At 63.1% G+C, this 17,751-nt stretch carries 15 protein-coding genes; 6 read left to right on the top strand and 9 right to left on the bottom strand.

Annotation, left to right across the window (positions count from 1 at the left end; all coding sequences use genetic code 11):
• Positions 1–346: 346 nt before the first annotated feature.
• The 3 genes from kynU to NKJ06_RS01970 all read right to left on the bottom strand — a co-directional run bounded on the left by kynU (position 347) and on the right by NKJ06_RS01970 (position 4,136).
• The gene (gene kynU, locus NKJ06_RS01960) at positions 347–1,594 is read right to left on the bottom strand and encodes a kynureninase (protein WP_352627776.1); all 1,248 of its coding nucleotides are present in this window, start codon (positions 1,592–1,594) and stop codon (positions 347–349) included.
• Positions 1,595–1,677: 83 nt separating this feature from the next.
• Complete coding sequence (gene kynA / locus NKJ06_RS01965; protein WP_027036649.1) at positions 1,678–2,514, bottom strand: tryptophan 2,3-dioxygenase; 837 nt, start codon at positions 2,512–2,514, stop codon at positions 1,678–1,680.
• Positions 2,511–4,136 (bottom strand): AMP-binding protein, encoded by a 1,626-nt coding sequence (locus NKJ06_RS01970; protein WP_352627775.1) that lies wholly within the window; start codon positions 4,134–4,136, stop codon positions 2,511–2,513. Before NKJ06_RS01970 ends, kynA begins: the two co-directional genes overlap by 4 nt.
• A gap of 315 nt (positions 4,137–4,451) precedes the next feature.
• Between NKJ06_RS01970 and NKJ06_RS01975 the strand changes: the two genes are divergently transcribed.
• The gene (locus NKJ06_RS01975; protein WP_352627774.1) at positions 4,452–5,282 is read left to right on the top strand and encodes a hormone-sensitive lipase; all 831 of its coding nucleotides are present in this window, start codon (positions 4,452–4,454) and stop codon (positions 5,280–5,282) included.
• A 46-nt stretch (positions 5,283–5,328) separates the two neighbouring features.
• Here the strand turns inward: NKJ06_RS01975 and NKJ06_RS01980 are convergent, their stop codons facing one another.
• The 5 genes from NKJ06_RS01980 to NKJ06_RS02000 are packed head-to-tail and all read right to left on the bottom strand — an operon-like array spanning position 5,329 to position 10,734.
• Positions 5,329–6,534: a molybdopterin molybdotransferase MoeA gene (locus NKJ06_RS01980; protein WP_352808751.1), complete on the bottom strand. Its 1,206-nt coding sequence runs from the start codon at positions 6,532–6,534 to the stop codon at positions 5,329–5,331.
• Positions 6,534–7,016: a cyclic pyranopterin monophosphate synthase MoaC gene (gene moaC / locus NKJ06_RS01985; RefSeq protein WP_352627772.1), complete on the bottom strand. Its 483-nt coding sequence runs from the start codon at positions 7,014–7,016 to the stop codon at positions 6,534–6,536. Before moaC ends, NKJ06_RS01980 begins: the two co-directional genes overlap by 1 nt.
• A 2-nt stretch (positions 7,017–7,018) precedes the next feature.
• A complete protein-coding gene (gene trpC / locus NKJ06_RS01990) occupies positions 7,019–7,831 on the bottom strand; it encodes an indole-3-glycerol phosphate synthase TrpC (RefSeq protein WP_352627771.1) in 813 nt (270 codons plus the stop codon).
• A 3-nt stretch (positions 7,832–7,834) separates the two neighbouring features.
• On the bottom strand, positions 7,835–8,845 hold the full coding sequence (gene trpD / locus NKJ06_RS01995) for an anthranilate phosphoribosyltransferase (protein ID WP_352627770.1): 1,011 nt from the start codon (positions 8,843–8,845) through the stop codon (positions 7,835–7,837).
• Positions 8,842–10,734 carry a SurA N-terminal domain-containing protein gene (locus NKJ06_RS02000; protein ID WP_352627769.1) on the bottom strand — a complete coding sequence of 631 codons (1,893 nt, stop codon included), beginning with the start codon at positions 10,732–10,734 and terminating at the stop codon, positions 8,842–8,844. Before NKJ06_RS02000 ends, trpD begins: the two co-directional genes overlap by 4 nt.
• A 144-nt stretch (positions 10,735–10,878) precedes the next feature.
• Between NKJ06_RS02000 and tpiA the strand changes: the two genes are divergently transcribed.
• The 5 genes from tpiA (at position 10,879) to NKJ06_RS02025 (ending at position 16,036) form a co-directional block, all read left to right on the top strand.
• Positions 10,879–11,646, top strand: a complete 768-nt coding sequence (tpiA, locus tag NKJ06_RS02005; protein WP_352627768.1) for a triose-phosphate isomerase — start codon at positions 10,879–10,881, stop codon at positions 11,644–11,646.
• 170 nt (positions 11,647–11,816) lie between these two features.
• Complete coding sequence (gene secG / locus NKJ06_RS02010; protein ID WP_352627767.1) at positions 11,817–12,284, top strand: preprotein translocase subunit SecG; 468 nt, start codon at positions 11,817–11,819, stop codon at positions 12,282–12,284.
• Positions 12,285–12,495: 211 nt separating this feature from the next.
• Positions 12,496–13,617 (top strand): L,D-transpeptidase, encoded by a 1,122-nt coding sequence (locus NKJ06_RS02015; protein ID WP_352627766.1) that lies wholly within the window; start codon positions 12,496–12,498, stop codon positions 13,615–13,617.
• Between the two features lie 216 nt (positions 13,618–13,833).
• Positions 13,834–15,471 carry a CTP synthase gene (gene pyrG / locus NKJ06_RS02020; protein ID WP_352627765.1) on the top strand — a complete coding sequence of 546 codons (1,638 nt, stop codon included), beginning with the start codon at positions 13,834–13,836 and terminating at the stop codon, positions 15,469–15,471.
• A 19-nt stretch (positions 15,472–15,490) separates the two neighbouring features.
• Positions 15,491–16,036 carry a DUF1697 domain-containing protein gene (locus NKJ06_RS02025; RefSeq protein ID WP_352627933.1) on the top strand — a complete coding sequence of 182 codons (546 nt, stop codon included), beginning with the start codon at positions 15,491–15,493 and terminating at the stop codon, positions 16,034–16,036.
• A 75-nt stretch (positions 16,037–16,111) separates the two neighbouring features.
• Here the strand turns inward: NKJ06_RS02025 and NKJ06_RS02030 are convergent, their stop codons facing one another.
• Entirely contained in the window at positions 16,112–17,569 is a 1,458-nt protein-coding gene (locus tag NKJ06_RS02030; protein ID WP_352627764.1) for an NCS1 family nucleobase:cation symporter-1, read from the bottom strand.
• Between the last annotated feature and the right edge of the window lie 182 nt (positions 17,570–17,751).

The raw sequence follows: 17,751 nt of genomic DNA on the forward strand, positions 1-17,751 counted from the left end.
TTTATTAAGGGGATCGAAATTATTGGCAGCTCGCTGCCGGGCCTCGCCGACGACTGCATCCCGTCACAATGCGCTTGCCGGCATTGAAATTGTTATGGTTAATGGGCTGCCCGCCCATCCCTGGCCCAAGCTTGGCATGAGCTGCCCATGGATCCGCGACGGGGTATTCCCAGCCTTCTGTGCATTCGTCTGCCGTGAACGAAACGAAGCCAAAATGCCAACCTTGGTTAATTTGGTGATGCCAGTGCTGTCCACCAGCGGCGACCGGATTCGTGCGCTGGAAATTCGTCCCTCCGTCATCCCGCCAATAGGCAAGGGCGCGACAACAGTCGTCGGGACGGCTGCGTCAGGTAACGGCCTCCTTGACGGCGAAACGCTGGTCCTTCCATGCACCCGTGCGCAGAATGTCTTCCAGCACCTCAACCGCCAGCCACACATCCTTGTAGCCGACATAGAGTGGCGTGAAGCCGAAACGGATGGTCGATGGCGCGCGGAAGTCACCGATCACCCCCCGCTCGATCAGCGCCCGCATGATTTGATAGCCATGATCGTGAAGGAACGACACCTGGCTGCCGCGCCTGGTCGCGTCGCGGGTGCTCTCCAGCGTGAGACCATAGGCGCCGCACTTCGCTTCGACGAGCTGGATGAACAGTTCGGTCAGCGCGACGCTTTTCTTTCGCAATTCCGCCATGTCGACGTCGTTCCAGATGGCAAGCGCACCTTTGAGCGCCCGCATCGATAGGACCGGCTGCGTGCCGCACAGAAAGCGGCGGATGCCGGTGCCGGCCACATAACCCCGTTCGAAGGCAAAGGGCCGTGCATGCCCCCACCAGCCGCTGAGTGGCTGGCTGATCTCGCCATGGTGGCGCTGGGCGGCATAGATGAAGGCCGGCGCGCCCGGCCCCCCGTTGAGGTACTTGTAGGTGCAGCCGACAGCGAAATCGGCATTTGCGCGGTCGAGCTCGACCGGCAGAGCGCCCGCGGTGTGGCAGAGATCCCAGACGATCAGCGCTCCGGCCGCATGAGCCTTGCGCGTCAGCGCCGCCATGTCGCGCAGTTCACCCGATTTGTAATTGACGTGGTTGACCAGTACCACCGCGACGCTTTCGTCGATCAGTTCTTCAATGGTTGGTGCGTCGACGCCCGCGAGACGCAGCAAGGCGCCATCCCGGGTCGAGGCCACGCCTTCGGCGATGTACAGGTCGGTCGGAAAACTGTCGCCCTCGGCGACGATGGCCAACCGGCCGGGCCGCATCTCCATCGCCGCATGCAACACCTTGTAGATGTTGGTCGACGTCGTATCGCAGACGACGGTCTGGCCGGCCGCGGCTCCGATCAGGCGTCCAAGCTGATCGCCGAGTTCGATCGGCATCTCGAACCATCCGGCCGTATTCCAGGCCCGGATGAGATCCTGGGCCCATTCCTTGGTAGCCGCCTGCTGCAGCTCGCCGAAAACGGCATGCGACGCTGCCCCGAGAGAATTGCCGTCGAGATAGATCACCCCCTCCGGCAGAATGAAACGATCGCGCATGGCGCGCAGCGGATCCGTGGCATCCATCGCTTCGATCGCAGCGAGATCAGGAATTCCACCCATGGTCAGTCAATCCTCGGTTGTTCGCGAAGGGTTTTCCGCCACAAGCGCGTCCCCTCGGTATGCCTGTTCTCATTTCGATGATGTCAGAGCCGGGTGCGGACCGTCCACAGCTCCGGAAACAGCACGACCTCAAGCATCTTCTTGAGGTACGATGCACCCGACGTGCCGCCGGTGCCGCGTTTCAGGCCGATGATGCGCTCGACCGTGGTGACGTGGTTGAAGCGCCAGCGGCGGAAATAATCCTCGAAGTCGACCAGCTTCTCGGCCAGTTCGTAGAACATCCAGTAGCGCTGCGGGTCGCGGTAGATGGTCTGCCAGGCGACCAGGACCTCTTCATTCTCGGTTCGTGTCTCACGCCAGTCCGTGCGCCTGGCGTCGGCACCGATGTCGAATCCGTTGCGCGCCAAAAGCAGCAGCGCTTCGTCGTAGAGCGATGGTTCGGCCAGGATTGCCTCCAGCTTCCCGCTGAGATCCGGCCGATGCTTGTGCGGCCCGAGCATGGCGAGGTTGCGGTTGCCGGCCATGAATTCGATGGCACGATACTGCCAGGACTGGAAACCCGAAGACTGGCCGAGCGCGTCGCGGAACTCGGTGTATTCGCTGGGCGTCATCGTCCGCAGCACATCCCAGGCGTTGTTCAGCTGCTCGAAGATGCGGGCAACGCGCGACAGCATCTTGAAGCTCGGCTCGAGCCGATCGGCGCGGATGGAACGGATCGCCGCGCCGATCTCGTGCAGAGCGAGCTTCATCCAGAGTTCAGAGGTCTGGTGCTGGATGATGAACAGCATCTCGTCATGCGCCGACGACAGCGGCGTCTGGGCCTCCAGCACTTTCTCCAGGTGCAGATAGTCGCTGTAGGACATGCGCTCCTTGAACGACATCTGTGCGCCTTCGGACGCCGGATCGTAGGGCTCGCTCAATTGATTTTCTCCGTGCGCAGCCGGAAGCGCTGGATCTTGCCGGTCTGGGTCTTGGGCAGGGCGGCGATGAATTTCACCGATCGCGGGTATTTATAGGGTGCGATCGTTGCCTTGACATGGTCCTGCAGGCGCTTGGTGGTCAACGCGTCAGGCGCGACGCCCTGCACCAGCACGACATGCGCCTCGACGATCTGGCCGCGCCCGGCATCGTCCGCGCCGATCACCGCGCATTCGGCGACGTCCGGATGCGACAGCAGTGCCGCCTCGACCTCAGGCCCGGCGATGTTGTAGCCGGCGCTGACGATCATGTCGTCGGAGCGCGCGGCGAAATGAAAGAAGCCGTCTTCGTCCTGGGTGAAAGTGTCGCCGGTGAGGTTCCAGCCGTCGCGGACGTATTCCTTCTGCCTGTCATCGGCCATGTAGCGGCAGCCGGTCGGCCCGCGCACCGCCAGCCTGCCGGTCGCGCCGCGCGGCACCTCCCGCATCTCATCATCGACGATGCGCGCCTCGTAACCGCCCACCGGCTTGCCGGTCGACGCGGGCTTCATGTCGCCAAAACGGTTGGAGATGAAGATGTGCAGCATTTCGGTGGCGCCGATGCCGTCGAGAATCGGCTTGCCGGTTTTTTGCGTCCACTCCTCGAAAACCGGAGCGGGCAAGGTCTCGCCGGCCGAAACGGCGACGCGCAGCGATGACAGGTCGGCCCCTTCATCCATGGCCTTCAGCATGGCGCGGTAGGCGGTCGGCGCGGTGAAGGAGACGGTCGCCTTATAGGTCTCGATGATGTGGATCATGTTGGGCGGCGTCGCCTGTTCCAGCAGCGTCGCCGCGGCACCGAAGCGCAGCGGGAAAATGGCGAGCCCGCCAAGGCCGAAGGTGAAGGCCAGCGGCGGCGAGCCGACGAAGATGTCGTCCGGCGTTACCTGGAGGATTTCGCGGGCGTAGGCGTCGGCGATGATCAGGAGATCACGGTGGAAATGCATCGTCGCCTTCGGCACGCCTGTCGTGCCCGAGGTGAAGCCGAGAAGCGCGACATCGTCGCGGCCGGTGTCGACGGCGGTGAAGGTAACCGACTTGTCGAGAGCGGCACGGTCGAGTTCGGCATCATGGTTGGCGGTGCCGTCGAAGCCGATGACCTGTTTGAGGAACGCGCTGCCCTTGACGCAGGCGGTCATCTCATCCATCAGCCTGGTATCGCAGAGCGCGACGGTGATTTCCGCCTTGTCGACGATCTTGGCAAGCTCGCCGGCGCGCAGCATCGGCATGGTGTTGACAACCACGGCGCCGACCTTGGTGGCGGCCAGCCAGCAGGCGACCATGGCGGGGTTGTTGGCGGAGCGGATCAACACCCGGTTGCCCGGCTTGACGCCGTAATTCTCGACCAGCGCGTGGGCCAGCCTGTTCGTCCAGTCGGACAGTTCCTTGTAGGTGCGGCGGCGGCCATTGCCGATCAGCGCGGTGTGGTCACCGAGGCCCTTCTCGACCAGCCTGTCGGTCAGTTCGACGCCGGCATTGAGACGTTCGGGATAGTGAAAGCCGTCGAGCAGGAAATCCGGCCATTGCTCCGGAGGCGGCAGGTGATCGCGTGTGAATGTGTCGATATGCGCTGAAGGCCCAAGCATGTCGCCGCTATCCCGTCTGCTGCCTGGCCAGTGCGCGAGGCGTCTGGCCGGTGTGGTGGAGAAGGTGTCCTACTTTTCCCGAGGAGGCTTCTGCCAGTCGCACCTTGCTCAGACGTCGCCACTCGAAAGGGCTGATGTCTGCAGGTTTGGGGCAGCACAGCGGACCTCCCATTTTGTCGGCTGTTCGTCATGGCAGGATCGCACCAGTCGAAATTTGTTTCAAGCCTAAAATGTTTTGGCTCTGAAGCATTGACGCACGGCATTGCGCTGGCCATTGCTAGCTCAGAAGCGATGCCGTTTTGGTGGAGGGCGCAGATGTTCGAACGTCACGTTGTCGATTGGGACGATGCCTATGCCAATGGCGCGAACATCGCCGGTAGCGACCGCTGGCCGGCCGCGTGGGCTGAGCCGGCGCAAGCATTTCGTGATGCGCTCTCGGTGGAGGGCCGGGCACAGTTCGACATCGCCTATGGTGACGGGCGGCGCAATCGGCTTGATCTTTTCCTTCCCACTGCCGCGCCCAAGGGGCTGGTGGTGGTCATCCATGGCGGTTACTGGCTGGAGACCGACAAGAGTTTGTGGTCGCACCTCGCCAATGGCGCGGTCAGCAGCGGCTTTGCCGTGGCGATGCCGTCCTACACGCTGTGCCCGGACATACGCATTGCCGGTATAGTCGGGGAAATCGGCGCGGCTATCGGCAAGGCAGCGGCAATGATCGACGGGCCGCTGATGCTGACCGGACATTCGGCCGGCGGCCATCTCGCCACTCGAATGGTGACGATATCAACGCCTCTGGCGGCCGATGTGGCGCGGCGCATACGCCATGTCGTTTCGATTTCAGGCCTCCACGACCTGCGTCCGCTCATGCGCACCGGGATGAACAAGGCACTGGCAATCGACGAAGAGGAGGCGCTGGCTGAAAGTCCGGCGCTGCTGCGACCCATGGACGGCGCCCGCATCACCTGCTGGGCCGGTGGTGGCGAGCGCGCCGAGTTTCTTCGCCAGAACGCGCTGCTTGCCAACATTTGGACCGGCCTCGGCGCGGCGACCAGCACCGTCGTCGAGCCCGACCGGCATCATTTCGACATCGTCAACGGGCTTGCCGATCCGGCGCATCCGCTGACACGGGCCTTGATCTCGGAGTAACCAATTTAAATTTTCACAGCTTTATTAAAGGCTTGCCAGAACTTCTTCAGCGCAGCATCAGAACGCTGCAAGCTTCGCCTGCGGCCGCAGCGGGGGCAAACGGCGCCCGCACGATCAGTCCATTGGCGTCGGCCAGCATTCTCAGCATCGAGGAATCCTGGATGCCGAACGGCGTCGCCACCAGCGCGCCGTCATCTTCCCTGACCACGGCACGCACATAGTCCTGGCGCAGATCATTGGCCGGCATTGCGGCGCGCAATCGCGCCGGACGAATGTCCGGGCGATGATCGCGGCCACCGAGCCGCGCCAGCAGCGGCTTCAGGAACAGCTGCGAGCAGACCAGGCTTGCCACTGGGTTGCCGGGCAGGCCGATGCATCTGATGTCGCCGAGGCGGCCGAACATCAGCGGCTTGCCGGGGCGCATGGCGATCTTCCAGAAGCCGAGCGTCATGCCTTCGCCGGTCAGCACGTCATGGATCAGGTCGTGATCACCAACCGAGGCACCACCCAGCGTGACTATGACATCCGCGCCGGCAGTGACCGCCTTTTTCACCAAGGCAGCAATCGCGTCCTTGCGGTCGGCGGCTATGCCGAGATCGAGCGCGCGGGCGCCGACCGATTGTGCTGTCGCGGTAACGCCATAGGCATTGGATGAGATGATCTGGTCCGGCCCAAGTTCGCTGCCGGGCGGCAACAATTCATCGCCGGTGGCGATGATGGCGACCAGCGGCCGTTTTACCACGCTGACCCGTGGGTGGTTCGCCGATGCCGCGAGCGACAGCGCCGCCGGGTCGAGCACGCGGCCTATTTCCAGCAGAACATCGCCTTTCGAAAAGTCGAGGCCGATGCGGCGGATGTTACGCCATTCCGCCGTCGGTTCGATCACTTCGATGTCGCCGCCGCCGAGATCCCGGACATTTTCCTGGATGACGATGGTGTCGGCGCCTTCAGGCAACGGCGCGCCGGTGAAGATGCGCACGGCCTGGGCCTGGCCGACCGTGCCATCAAAGCCACGCCCGGCCGGTGCCATGCCGATCACCGAAAGTCTCGACGGCACCGAAGTCACATCGACAGCGCGGACTGCGTAGCCATCCATGGCGGAAGCGTTGAAGGGCGGCTGGGTACGCAACGCAACAAGCGGTTCCGCCAGCACGCGATCCACAGCCTCGAACAGGGGAACGCTTTCGCCGGCCAAAGGTGCCGCACCCTCGAGCAGGCGCTCGAGCGCGTCGGCGATTGGAACCAGCGCCATCAGGCGCCAGCCTTGTACGCGCCCGACTTGCCGCCGGTCTTTTCGACCAGTCGAATGCCGGAGATGACCATGGCGCGGTCCACCGCCTTGGCCATATCGTAGATGGTCAGGCAGGCGACCGAAGCGGCGGTCAGCGCTTCCATCTCCACGCCTGTCTTGCCGGTGACGCGCGCCAGTGCCGTGACCTTCAGGCCGGGCAGAGCATGGTCCGGCTCGATGTCGACGGAAACCTTGGTCAGAAGCAGCGGATGGCAGAGCGGGATCAGGTCATGCGTCTTCTTCGCCGCCATGATGCCGGCGATGCGCGCGGTGCCGAGCACGTCGCCCTTCTTGGCGTTGCCGGCGAGGATCATTTTCAAGGTCTCGGGCCGCATCGCGACAAAGCCTTCGGCGATCGCCGTGCGTGTCGTCTCCGCCTTGTCGCCGACATCGACCATGTTGGCCTCGCCCTGCGCGCCGAGATGGGTGAGGCCTGATGTCATCGTCAGATCGCCTCGGCCAAAGCCTTGCCTGTCAGCAGCAGGCGGGTCGCCGTGGTGACGTCCCGTTGCCGCATCAGGCTCTCGCCGACCAGAAAGGTGCCGATATCGCTCTTTTGCAGCCTGAGGCAATCGTCATGCGAGAAGATGCCGCTCTCGCTGATCAGCAAGCGGTCGGCCGGCACCATCGTCGCCAGCCGCACAGAGGTGTCGAGGCTGGTCTCGAATGTGCGCAGATTGCGGTTGTTGATGCCGATCAGCCGCGACGACAGCTTTAGCGCGCGCTGCGTCTCGGCCTCGTCATGCACTTCGATCAGCGCATCCATGCCGAGTTCGAACGCCGTCGATTCGAGGTCGCTGGCCAAGGCGTCGTCGACGCTGGCCATGATGATCAGGATGGCATCCGCGCCCCAGGCGCGGGCTTCGTAGACCTGATACGGGTCGAACAAGAAGTCCTTGCGCAGCGCGGGCAGGGTGACGGCGGCTCGCGCCCTGGTGAGAAATTCGGGCGCGCCCTGGAAAGACGGCGCATCGGTCAGTACCGAAAGACAGGCAGCACCGCCCCTGGCATAGGCCTGCGCCAATGCCGGAGGGTCGAAGTCGGCGCGGATCAGGCCCTTGGAGGGGCTCGCCTTCTTGATCTCGGCGATCAGCGCGAAGGCGCCGGATTTGCGCTTCGCTTCGAGTGCGGCAAGAAAGCCGCGCGGTGCGTCCGCGTCCTTCGCTCGCGCCTTGATCTCGGCGAGCGGCACGCGTGCCTTTGCGGCAGCGATCTCGTCGCGCTTATAGGCCTCGATCTTGCGAAGAATGTCAGACACGTTCTATCCGTTCGAAATCTCGACCAGCCTGTCGAGCACCTGCAGCGCCCGGCCGCTGTCGATGGCTTGCGCCGCCGTCACGATGCCGTCGCCAAGCGTCGTCGCCTTGCCGGCCACCACCAGCCCGGCACCGGCATTCATCAGCACTGTGTCGCGATAGGCACCGGCAGCCCCGCCCAGCATATCGCGCAATGCCTTGGCGTTGTAGTCCGCGTCGCCGCCGCGCAATTCATCCTTGCTGTGGCGCGCCAACCCAACCGCTTCAGGGGTCAGGGTGAAGCTGCGTATCTCGCCGCCGATCAGTTCGGCGACCTGTGTCTCGCCGGTGGTGGTGATCTCGTCATAGCCGTCGCCATGGGCAACCCAGGCATGCTCGGCGCCCAGCGCCTTCAGCGTCTCGGCCACCGGCAGGATCCATTCCGGCAGGAACACACCGACCATCTGCCGCTTGACGCCGGCCGGGTTGGAGAGGGGCCCGAGCAGGTTGAAGATGGTGCGAGTGCCGAGTTCGACGCGGGTCGGACCGACATGCTTCATCGCCGGATGGTGCGCGGGCGCGAACATGAAGCCGACGCCCGCCTCGTGGATGCAACGACCGATAAACTCGGGCGATATGTCGATCTTGACGCCGAGTGCAACCAGCACGTCGGCCGCCCCTGTCAGCGATGACAGGCCGCGATTGCCGTGTTTGGCGACCGGCACACCGCTGCCGGCAATGACGAAAGCCGACGCCGTCGAAATGTTGACGCTGTGGGAATTGTCGCCGCCCGTGCCGACGATATCGATGGCGCCGTCCGGCGCGTCGACGCGCAGCATCTTGGCGCGCATGGTGGCGACGGCGCCGGAAATCTCGCTCACCGTCTCGCCGCGTACGCGCAGCGCCATCAGGAAGCCGCCGATCTGGCCGGGAGTTGCGTCACCCGACATGATGATGTCGAAGGCCTCGCGCGCTTCCTCGAAGGAAAGCGCGCTTCCGGTCGCGACCTTGGCGATATGGGTTTTCAGCGCGCTCATCTTGTCGAGGCTTGGGCAACGGCGGCCTGGTCGATGCGAACGTCGTATTGCGTCTGCAGCTGCGCCACCAGTTGGTCGAGCAGGTCGTCAGACATGCCGGAGGTGAAGGATTTCTGCGCATCGTCCGGCACCGAACTGGCATCGGCTCCGGCGGGCTCGAACACTTCGGCGACCTTGTACAGGATCTGTCCGTCGCCGGTGGGCGAGGGGATCAGGCCGGTGCCGCCTTCGCCGACGCCGAACATCGCTGCCGCGCCTTCCTTGCCGAAATCGACATCGTCGGCCTCGCGCTTGACGCCGCGCTTGGTCTGCTTTTCCAGCTTCAGTTCGCCGGCGATGACGTCGAGCGTGGCGCCGGCCTTGAGGCGCTTTTCGAGCTCGTCAGCCTTGGCCGCAAGCCGCTTGGTCGTCTCCGCCGCCGTCCAGTCGGCGACGACTTTCTGACGAACCTCGTCCAGCGTCCGGTCACGAGCCGGCGTAATGGAGGCCACCTCATAGAAAACGAAGCCGTTGTCCGCCGTGGTCAAGGCATCGTTTTCGGTGTTGGGTTCCGCGTCGAAGACAGCCTTGATCAACTCCGGTGATTGCGGCAGGTCCTTAACGATGCTGGCGTCGGGCCTCAGGCCGCTACGGTCGATGGCGTCGATGGTGACGATCTTCAGCTTCAGCTTGGTGGCGGCGTCGGCCAGCGAACTGCCGGCGGCGCGGGCGTCTTCGTAATTGTCACGCACGTCCAGCAGGATGCGGCTTGCCTCGCCCAGCGCCAGGTCCTTGCGGATCTGATCGGACACTTCGGTCAGCGGCTTCACCACCTCTGGCTTGATCTCGGTGACGCGCAGCAGCACCGGGCCAAAGGCACCCTGCACGACCTGGCTGACTTCATTGGCATTGAGGGCGAAGGCCGCATCGGCGACAGCCTTGTCGGCGATCTTGTCCTTGGACAGCGTGCCGAGCAGCGTATCGGCCGGGGTTTTGCCTTCCGCCGTGACGAGCTTGTCGAAGGTTGCGCCTGCCTTGAGCGAATCGAGCGCGGCCTTGGCCGCATCCGGCGTCTTGAAAACAAGCTGCTCGATGGTGCGCAGTTCCGGCGTGGTGTAGCGCGCCTTGTTCTTGTTGTAGTCGTCGCTGACCTGGCTGTCGGTGACGGCGGTCGTATCCATGATGTCGACCGGTTCAAGGCGGACATAGGAGAATTTGCGGTATTCGGGCGCCGCGTATGTCTTCTTGTTGGCCTCGAAATAGGTCGAAAGCACGCTGTCGGACGGCGGCGCGATCGGCTCGACCAGTGCCTTGGGCAGCGTCAAATAGTCGATGGTGCGGTCTTCGCCGCGATAGAGCGCAACCGCCTTGAAGAAAGTGTCCGGAGCCTTGAGGCCATCCGAGACCGCCTCGACGATCTGCTGGCGCACCGCCACCTGGGCACGGTTCTTCAGATAATCCGCCGGCCGCATGCCAATCTGCTGCAGCATGTATTCGAACGTTCTGCGGTCGAACTGGCCGCCCGGGCCCTTGAAGGCCGGGTCTTCGCGCGTCAGCTCGGCCAGCCGGTCCTTGGAAAGTCCGAGGCCCAGTTTGCGTGCCTGTTCGTCGAGAACGGCACCCGAGACGAGCTGCGCCAGCACCTGGTTGTCGACACCGAGTGCCTTTGCCTGTTCGTGGCTGAGACGCTGGCCGAACTGCTGCGACATGACGGCGAGCTGGCGATCATAGGCGAGACGGTATTCGTTGATCGACACCTTGGTGCCACCAGCGGTTATGACCGAATCATGGCCGGCGAGACCGCCCATCAGCCGTCCGGAAACGCCCCAGACCAAAAAGCTGAGCACCAGCAGCACCAACAGCCCTTTCGCGACCCAGGTGCCTGCCGCGCTTCTCAATATACCAAGCATTTTTACTTCCGATTTATGCGCATTTTCGCATGCGCCGAGTCTGAAACAAGCGCAATAGCGCCCTTCCGGTCCACTGTCGATTGCTTTGTGGCCTGATTTTGGTAGTGAGGGCCAGACCCCGATGTCGCCCGGAGAAGCAAACCCATGACACCAGGAATTCGCCCGCTCGTCGCCGGCAACTGGAAAATGAACGGCACCAGCGCCTCGCTCAACGAGCTCAGGATGATCGGCAACGGTTTCATGAGTGGACTCGATGCGGAGACCGAAGCGCTGGTTTGCGTTCCCGCAACCCTGCTTGCCCACGCCGCGGAGATCCTGTCGCGCACGCCGGTGCATGCCGGCGGTGAGGATTGCCACACCAAGGAGAGCGGCGCCTATACCGGTTGCATCTCGGCGGAAATGCTTAGGGATGCCGGCGCCAGCCATGTGATCGTCGGCCATTCAGAATGCCGCGAGCAGCGCGGCGAGGATGACGCGACGGTCCAGGCCAAGGCTTCCGCCGCCTGGCGTGCCGGGCTTGTGGCCATCATTTGCATTGGCGAGACGCAGCAGCAGCGTGAAGCGGGCGCCACGCTCGACGTACTGTCGCGGCAGGTCGACGGCTCGGTGCCGCCAAGCGCCACCCCGTCCAACACCATCATTGCCTATGAGCCGGTATGGGCGATCGGCACCGGCCTGACGCCAACCGCGGCCGATGTTGCCGAAGCACACGCACATATCCGCGAAAAGCTGTCGGAAAAGCTCGGCAGCGTCGCGGCGAAGGTGCGCATTCTCTATGGCGGCTCGGTCAAGCCCTCCAACGCGGTCGAACTGCTCGGCGTCAGGAATGTCGACGGCGCGCTGGTCGGCGGCGCCAGCCTGAAGGCGGCGGATTTTCTCGCCATCGCCGAGGCTTATCGCAATATCGGTTGAAGATATTCGCCACGCTGGACGGGGCTCCCGGCGCTGGAAATCGTTGCAAAGAAGGCGTTGCTTCCCATATTCCGGCCACGGGCTTGGAAATGCCATCAAAGCATTGTATTGAGCCGCCTCCAATTCACCGGTCGTGTCCGCGGCCGGGCAAGGCCTTGCCAGGATAAACTATGGAAACCGTACTGATCGTCATCCATCTCATGGTCGTGCTCGCCCTTGTCGGCGTGGTGCTGCTGCAGCGTTCCGAAGGCGGCGGCCTTGGCATCGGTGGCGGATCCGGCTTCATGACCGCGCGCGGCGCTGCCAATGCGCTGACGCGTGCGACGGCGATCCTGGCAGCGGCCTTTTTCGCAACGTCCCTGACACTGTCGATCGTCGCCCGCTACGGCGAGAAGCCGATCGACATCCTCGACCGCGTGCCGGCGACATCGGATGGTGCCGGCAAGGGCGTGCTCAACCAATTGCCCGGCACGACCACCCCGGCGCCCGCAGGCAACGCCACGCCGACGCCGCCGTCCGGCAACGACGCCGCGGCTCCGGCGACCGCCCCGACGCCGGCACCTGCCGGTTCGACGCCGCCGGCGACCAGCGGCACCACTCCTGCCGCACCGGCGACCCCGCAGGTCCCGAACCAGTAGTCACCGGCGCCTGTAGCCGCGATATGTGGTCGTTTGAACACAGTCGCGGCAAATGCAGCACAATCACGAAGATTCAACCGGGTGAGGCGCGGCCTCCCGCTTGAGGCGTCCGCGCTAATTCGACTATAGATTGCGCGCGGCATTTCCGGCGCCCTTGGGGGGCGCTGGGCGACGCCGTGGGCAACAAGCATAGAACGATCGGATCTTCGCCATGCAGCTTCGCAGCTTCATTTTCCTGGGACTTTGCGCCGCAATCGGCATGAGTTCTCCAGCCTTCGCCGGCGCGCCGGCAAATATGGCCGCACCTTCAGTTGAGAAAACCGGCGCCATCAATGTCGCCGTCAAGAGTGATGCGTCGCAATTGAAGCTTCTGAAGAAGAAGAAAAACCCTACACCGGACGACCTCGCCCAGATCAAGAAGATCGAGGCCAAGATCGTTGCCGACAAGGAAGCAGCCAAAGCAAAGGCGCTCGAAGCCAGGAAACTGGCGATGCGCGCGGCAGCCAAGGCCAAGGCCGACACTGAACGGCAGGCGTTCCTCGCCAAGAAGGGCAAGAGCGCGGCAACCGAAGTGGCCGACGCCAAGCCGGCCAAGAAGCAGGTTGCCAAGATCGTCGAGCCAATCGAGCCAATCGAGCCGATCCAATCGGCCGAGCCGCTTCCGGCCGAAGCCATGAATGTCGCCTTGACCGGCAACAATGGCGAGCTGCGCAGCGAGGTCATCGGCCAGAAACAGCCGAGCGGCGGTGGTCTGTTCGCCGGTCTTTTCGGCGGCACCTCATCCGGCTCGTCGATGAGCTATCTTCCCGAGACGCGAGCTCTCGATCAGGTTCTCGCCAAGAAGGAAGCCAAGAAGCAATTCAAGGTGAAGCCTGAATTCGTGCCGCAAGACGTGGAATTCAGCGGCTATGACGCCGGCACCATCGTCATCGACACCAGCGCGCGGCGCCTCTACCTCGTCGAATCGTCTTCGACTGCTCGCCGCTACGCCATTGCGGTCGGCCGCGAAGGCCTGCAGTTCAAGGGCACGGTAGCGGTCGGCGATAAGCAGGAATGGCCGCGCTGGATCCCGACGCTGGACATGCAGAAACGCGAGCCGAAGCATTATGGCCAGTACAAGGACGGCATGCCCGGCGGTGGCCAGAACCCGCTCGGCGCCCGCGCCATCTACCTCTATGACGGCAAGAAGGACACGCATCTGCGCATCCACGGCACCATCGCGCCGCAGTCGATCGGAACCAGCGCCTCGAATGGCTGCTTCCGCATGATCAACGAACACGTCATGGACCTCTACAGCCGCGTCAGGGTAGGCACCAAAGTCGTCATCATCTGACGTTTTCGTCATCCTGCCGAAAGGGCCGGCTCAGCCGGCCCTTTTGTTTTTCCCTAGGCCTGATCCGGTCCCTATCGAACGGGCCGGGCTTGTTTGACCACGATCTTATCCGAAAACCGGATCTCACTTTTCGGGATCATGGTCCGAGCGCCTTCTTGGGAAAAAACCTTCGCGGCGGTTTTTTCTCTGGCGGAATCAATCCGGCCGCGTTAAGCGATGACTCCCATGGCGCGATATGTATTCATCACAGGCGGCGTGGTTTCCTCACTTGGAAAAGGCATAGCCGCAGCGGCCCTTGGGGCTCTCCTGCAGGCGCGAGGCTATCGCGCACGCATCAAAAAACTCGATCCCTACCTCAATGTCGATCCGGGCACGATGTCGCCGTATCAGCATGGCGAGGTTTTCGTTACTGACGACGGTGCGGAAACCGATCTTGATCTTGGCCATTACGAGCGCTTCACAGGCCGCTCCGCCAATCAGCAGGACAACATCACCACCGGCCGCATCTATAAGAACATCATCGAGCGCGAGCGGCGCGGCGATTATCTAGGCGCCACCGTGCAGGTCATTCCGCACGTCACCGACGAGATCAAGAATTTCGTCCTCAACGGCAATGACGACTATGATTTCGTGCTGTGCGAGATCGGCGGTACGGTCGGCGACATCGAGGCGATGCCGTTCCTGGAGGCCATTCGCCAGCTCGGCAACGACCTGCCGCGCAACAACGCCGTCTACGTCCATCTGACGCTGATGCCCTACATCCCGACGGCCGGCGAGCTGAAGACCAAGCCGACCCAGCATTCGGTCAAGGAACTGCGCGGCATCGGCATCGCGCCCGACATCCTGCTGGTCCGCGCCGACCGCGCCATTCCCAAGGAAGAGCGCAGAAAATTGTCGCTGTTCTGCAACGTGCGCGAAAGTGCCGTGATCCAGGCGCTCGACGTGCCGCATATCTACGATGTGCCGATGGCCTACCACAAGGAAGGGCTCGATTCGGAAGTGCTGGCCGCTTTCGGCATCGATCCGGCGCCGAAGCCGCGCATGGAGCCCTGGCAGGCGGTGTCCAACCGCATCCACAATCCGGAAGGCGAGGTCACCATCGCCGTGGTCGGCAAATATACCGGCCTCAAGGATGCGTACAAATCGCTGATCGAGGCTCTGTCGCATGGCGGCCTGGCCAACCACGTCAAGGTCAAGCTCGACTGGATCGAATCGGAGATCTTCGAAAAGGAGGACCCGACGCCCTGGCTGGAAAAGGTGCATGGCATCCTGGTTCCCGGTGGCTTTGGCGAACGCGGCGCGGAAGGGAAGATCCTGGCGGCGAAGTTTGCGCGTGAGCGAAAAGTGCCGTATTTCGGCATCTGCTTCGGCATGCAGATGGCCTGCATCGAAGCGGCGCGGTCGCTGGCCGGCGTCGAAGATGCATCGTCGAGCGAGTTTGGCCCGACCAAGGAGCCGGTCGTCGGCCTGATGACCGAATGGCTGAAGGGCAACATGCTGGAGAAGCGCCGCGAGACCGGCGACCTCGGCGGTACGATGCGGCTCGGTGCCTATCAGGCTGAGCTCGCCAAAGGGTCCAAGATTGCCGAGATCTATGGCGACACGCAGATTTCCGAGCGCCACCGCCACCGCTACGAGGTCAATGTCGACTACAAGGAGCGGCTCGAGGATTGCGGCCTGGTCTTCGCCGGTATGTCGCCCGACGGCGTGCTGCCGGAAACGGTCGAGTACCCCGATCATCCGTGGTTCATCGGGGTGCAGTATCACCCGGAACTGAAAAGCCGGCCGCTCGACCCGCATCCGCTGTTCGCCAGTTTCATCGAGGCGGCGGTGGAACAGAGCCGGCTGGTGTAGTTGCACAGGCCGGCGGATGATGCGGACTTATGTCTCGCTGCTCTACAGCATCACCCTGGGTGAGGGGCGACGGGTCGTCATGGCCGACCTCAAGGCGATGGCCGAAGTGCTCGGGCTGAAGAACCCGCGCACGCTGGTGGCGACCGGCAACTTGGTCTTCGAGGCGCCGGCAACGAACGTCGCCGATCTGGAACAACGGCTGGAAGTTGCCTTCGAAAAAACCTTCGGCCGCCATGTCGACATCATCGTGCGTTGTGCCGAGGACTGGCTGACGCTTGCCGCCGGCAATCCGTTCCCCGACGAATCCGCCGAGGCAGGCGACCAGGTGGCGGTGCGGGTGATGCGCCAGCCCGTGCCCGACGACGCTATCACGGCGCTCAAATCCTATGTCGGCAAGGACGAAAAGATGCAGGCCGTCGGCGGCGATATCTGGATTGTCTTCTCGCGTGCCACACCCAGTTCCCGGCTTCTGACGGCGACCAGCCACAAGCGCCTGGGTGTCGGCACCTCGCGCAACTGGAACACGGTGCGCAAACTGGCCGAGATGGTGGACAGTAGGCAGTAGGCAGTAGGCAGTAGGCAGTAGGCAGTAGTGAAGCGGTTCTCTACTCCCTAGCACCTACTGCCTACTGCCTCATTTTCAAGCCTTTGCGGTCTTGGCGCCTGCGCCCAAAGCGGCGGTGCGCAGCACATAGTAGATGATGCCGGCGATCGCCACGCCGAAGAACCAGCCATAGACGCCCCACCAGGATGGCAGCCAGTTGGTGAAGTTCGGCAGGATCGACGAGAAGATGGCGCCGATGCCGGCGGCGATGAAGGCGTTGACATGCCAACCGCCCTGGAAGCGGAACTCGCCGTCCTCGCGATAGAGCGCCTCGACGTCGACCTCACCCTTCCGGATCAGATAGTAGTCGACCATCATCACGCCGAAGATCGGCCCCATCGTCGCGCCGATGACGTTGACGAAGGAAGCGGCACTGCCTTCCCACGGTGCGAAGGGATAGAGCACGAGCGCGATGACGGCTGCGATATAGCCGCCCTTTTTGAAGTCGATCTGCCTGGGAAAGACGTTGGAGAAGTCGAAGGCCGGCGAGACGAAATTTGCCACAACGTTGATCCCGAGGGTTGCCACGGCAAAGGTCAAGGCTGCGAGCGCTGCCAGGAACCAGCTGTCGAATTTCGCCGAGATCTGGTCGGGATGCAGCAGCACTTCGCCATAGACGTCAAAGGCGGCAATGGTGGTGACACCGGCGACCAGCGAAAACAGGATGAGGTTGATCGGCAAGCCCCAGATGTTGCCCTTGCGCAGCGATGCCTTGTCCGGCGCGTAGCGGGCGAAATCGCAGAAATTGAGATAAAGCGCGGAAAAGTAGGTGACCCAGATCGCCGCCACCGCAAACAGCGACGTCCACGATCCCGGCGTGCCCGGCACGCCCGCGTCCTTGGTCTTGTCCAGCAGCACGTCCATCGGGATGTCGCTGGTGAAGGCAAATCTCCCGGATTTGACGCAGAGATAGATCGCCAGGATCAACATCATCACCCAGACCGCCGGTCCTGCCCAATCCTGGAAGCGGCGCACCGTTTCCATGCCGTTCTGGATGATCAGCAGTTGCAGCGCCCAGATGACCACGAAGCAGATCACCTCCAGGCCGGTATGGCCGAGGAAATGCGTGTTGGCGTTGAAATCGGCAAACCATTGCGAGCGGATCAAAAGCGCCACGATCGCGCCGGAGGCGGCGGCAGTCTGTGCGCCATACCAGAAGCAGGCGACCACCGCGCGCACCAGCGCCGGTATGTTGGCGCCCCAGATGCCGAAAGAGGCGCGGGCAAGCACGGGGTAGGGCACGCCGGTCTTCACGCCGGCATAGCCGACCATGTTCATCAGCGCGTAGATGACCAGCGAGCCGATGCCGATGGCGATGATGAAGTTGACGAAACCGCCGCAGAACAGAAACAGGCTGGCAGCCAGGTAGTAACCCCAGAGGCTGTGAACGTCCGACGTCCAGACGTTGAAGATCGAGAATGGTCCCCAGTTTCGAACTTTGGCCGGAGCCAGATCCTCGTTGTACAGATCAGGTGAAGCACCCTGTATTGTCATTGCAATGTCCTCCCCTTGATGACCACGCACTTTCGCGCGTTGGCCGCGCAGGTTAAGCCTGACGCGGGGGAACCGACAAGCAACCTATTTGCCGGCTTTGGCCTTAAAGATATTCAATGAGAACTGCGATTATCGACGGGCGCGATGGTGGGCCGCCTGCAACGGTGATTCGAATTCCGTCG

Source organism: Mesorhizobium sp. M0293 (assembly GCF_040321735.1).
In the GTDB taxonomy this organism is placed as follows: domain Bacteria; phylum Pseudomonadota; class Alphaproteobacteria; order Rhizobiales; family Rhizobiaceae; genus Mesorhizobium.

Bases quoted from the DNA above. Each gene is read 5' to 3' on its own strand.
- NKJ06_RS02015 (WP_352627766.1), top strand. From the start codon at position 12,496: ATGCAGCTTCGCAGCTTCATTTTCCTGGGACTTTGCGCCGCAATCGGC.
- trpD (WP_352627770.1), bottom strand. From the start codon at position 8,845: ATGAGCGCGCTGAAAACCCATATCGCCAAGGTCGCGACCGGAAGCGCG.
- NKJ06_RS02025 (WP_352627933.1), top strand. From the start codon at position 15,491: ATGCGGACTTATGTCTCGCTGCTCTACAGCATCACCCTGGGTGAGGGG.
- tpiA (WP_352627768.1), top strand. From the start codon at position 10,879: ATGACACCAGGAATTCGCCCGCTCGTCGCCGGCAACTGGAAAATGAAC.
- kynU (WP_352627776.1), bottom strand. From the start codon at position 1,594: ATGGGTGGAATTCCTGATCTCGCTGCGATCGAAGCGATGGATGCCACG.
- NKJ06_RS02000 (WP_352627769.1), bottom strand. From the start codon at position 10,734: ATGCTTGGTATATTGAGAAGCGCGGCAGGCACCTGGGTCGCGAAAGGG.
- NKJ06_RS01975 (WP_352627774.1), top strand. From the start codon at position 4,452: ATGTTCGAACGTCACGTTGTCGATTGGGACGATGCCTATGCCAATGGC.
- moaC (WP_352627772.1), bottom strand. From the start codon at position 7,016: ATGACATCAGGCCTCACCCATCTCGGCGCGCAGGGCGAGGCCAACATG.
- NKJ06_RS01980 (WP_352808751.1), bottom strand. From the start codon at position 6,534: ATGGCGCTGGTTCCAATCGCCGACGCGCTCGAGCGCCTGCTCGAGGGT.
- NKJ06_RS01970 (WP_352627775.1), bottom strand. From the start codon at position 4,136: ATGCTTGGGCCTTCAGCGCATATCGACACATTCACACGCGATCACCTG.
- pyrG (WP_352627765.1), top strand. From the start codon at position 13,834: ATGACTCCCATGGCGCGATATGTATTCATCACAGGCGGCGTGGTTTCC.
- NKJ06_RS02030 (WP_352627764.1), bottom strand. From the start codon at position 17,569: ATGACAATACAGGGTGCTTCACCTGATCTGTACAACGAGGATCTGGCT.
- secG (WP_352627767.1), top strand. From the start codon at position 11,817: ATGGAAACCGTACTGATCGTCATCCATCTCATGGTCGTGCTCGCCCTT.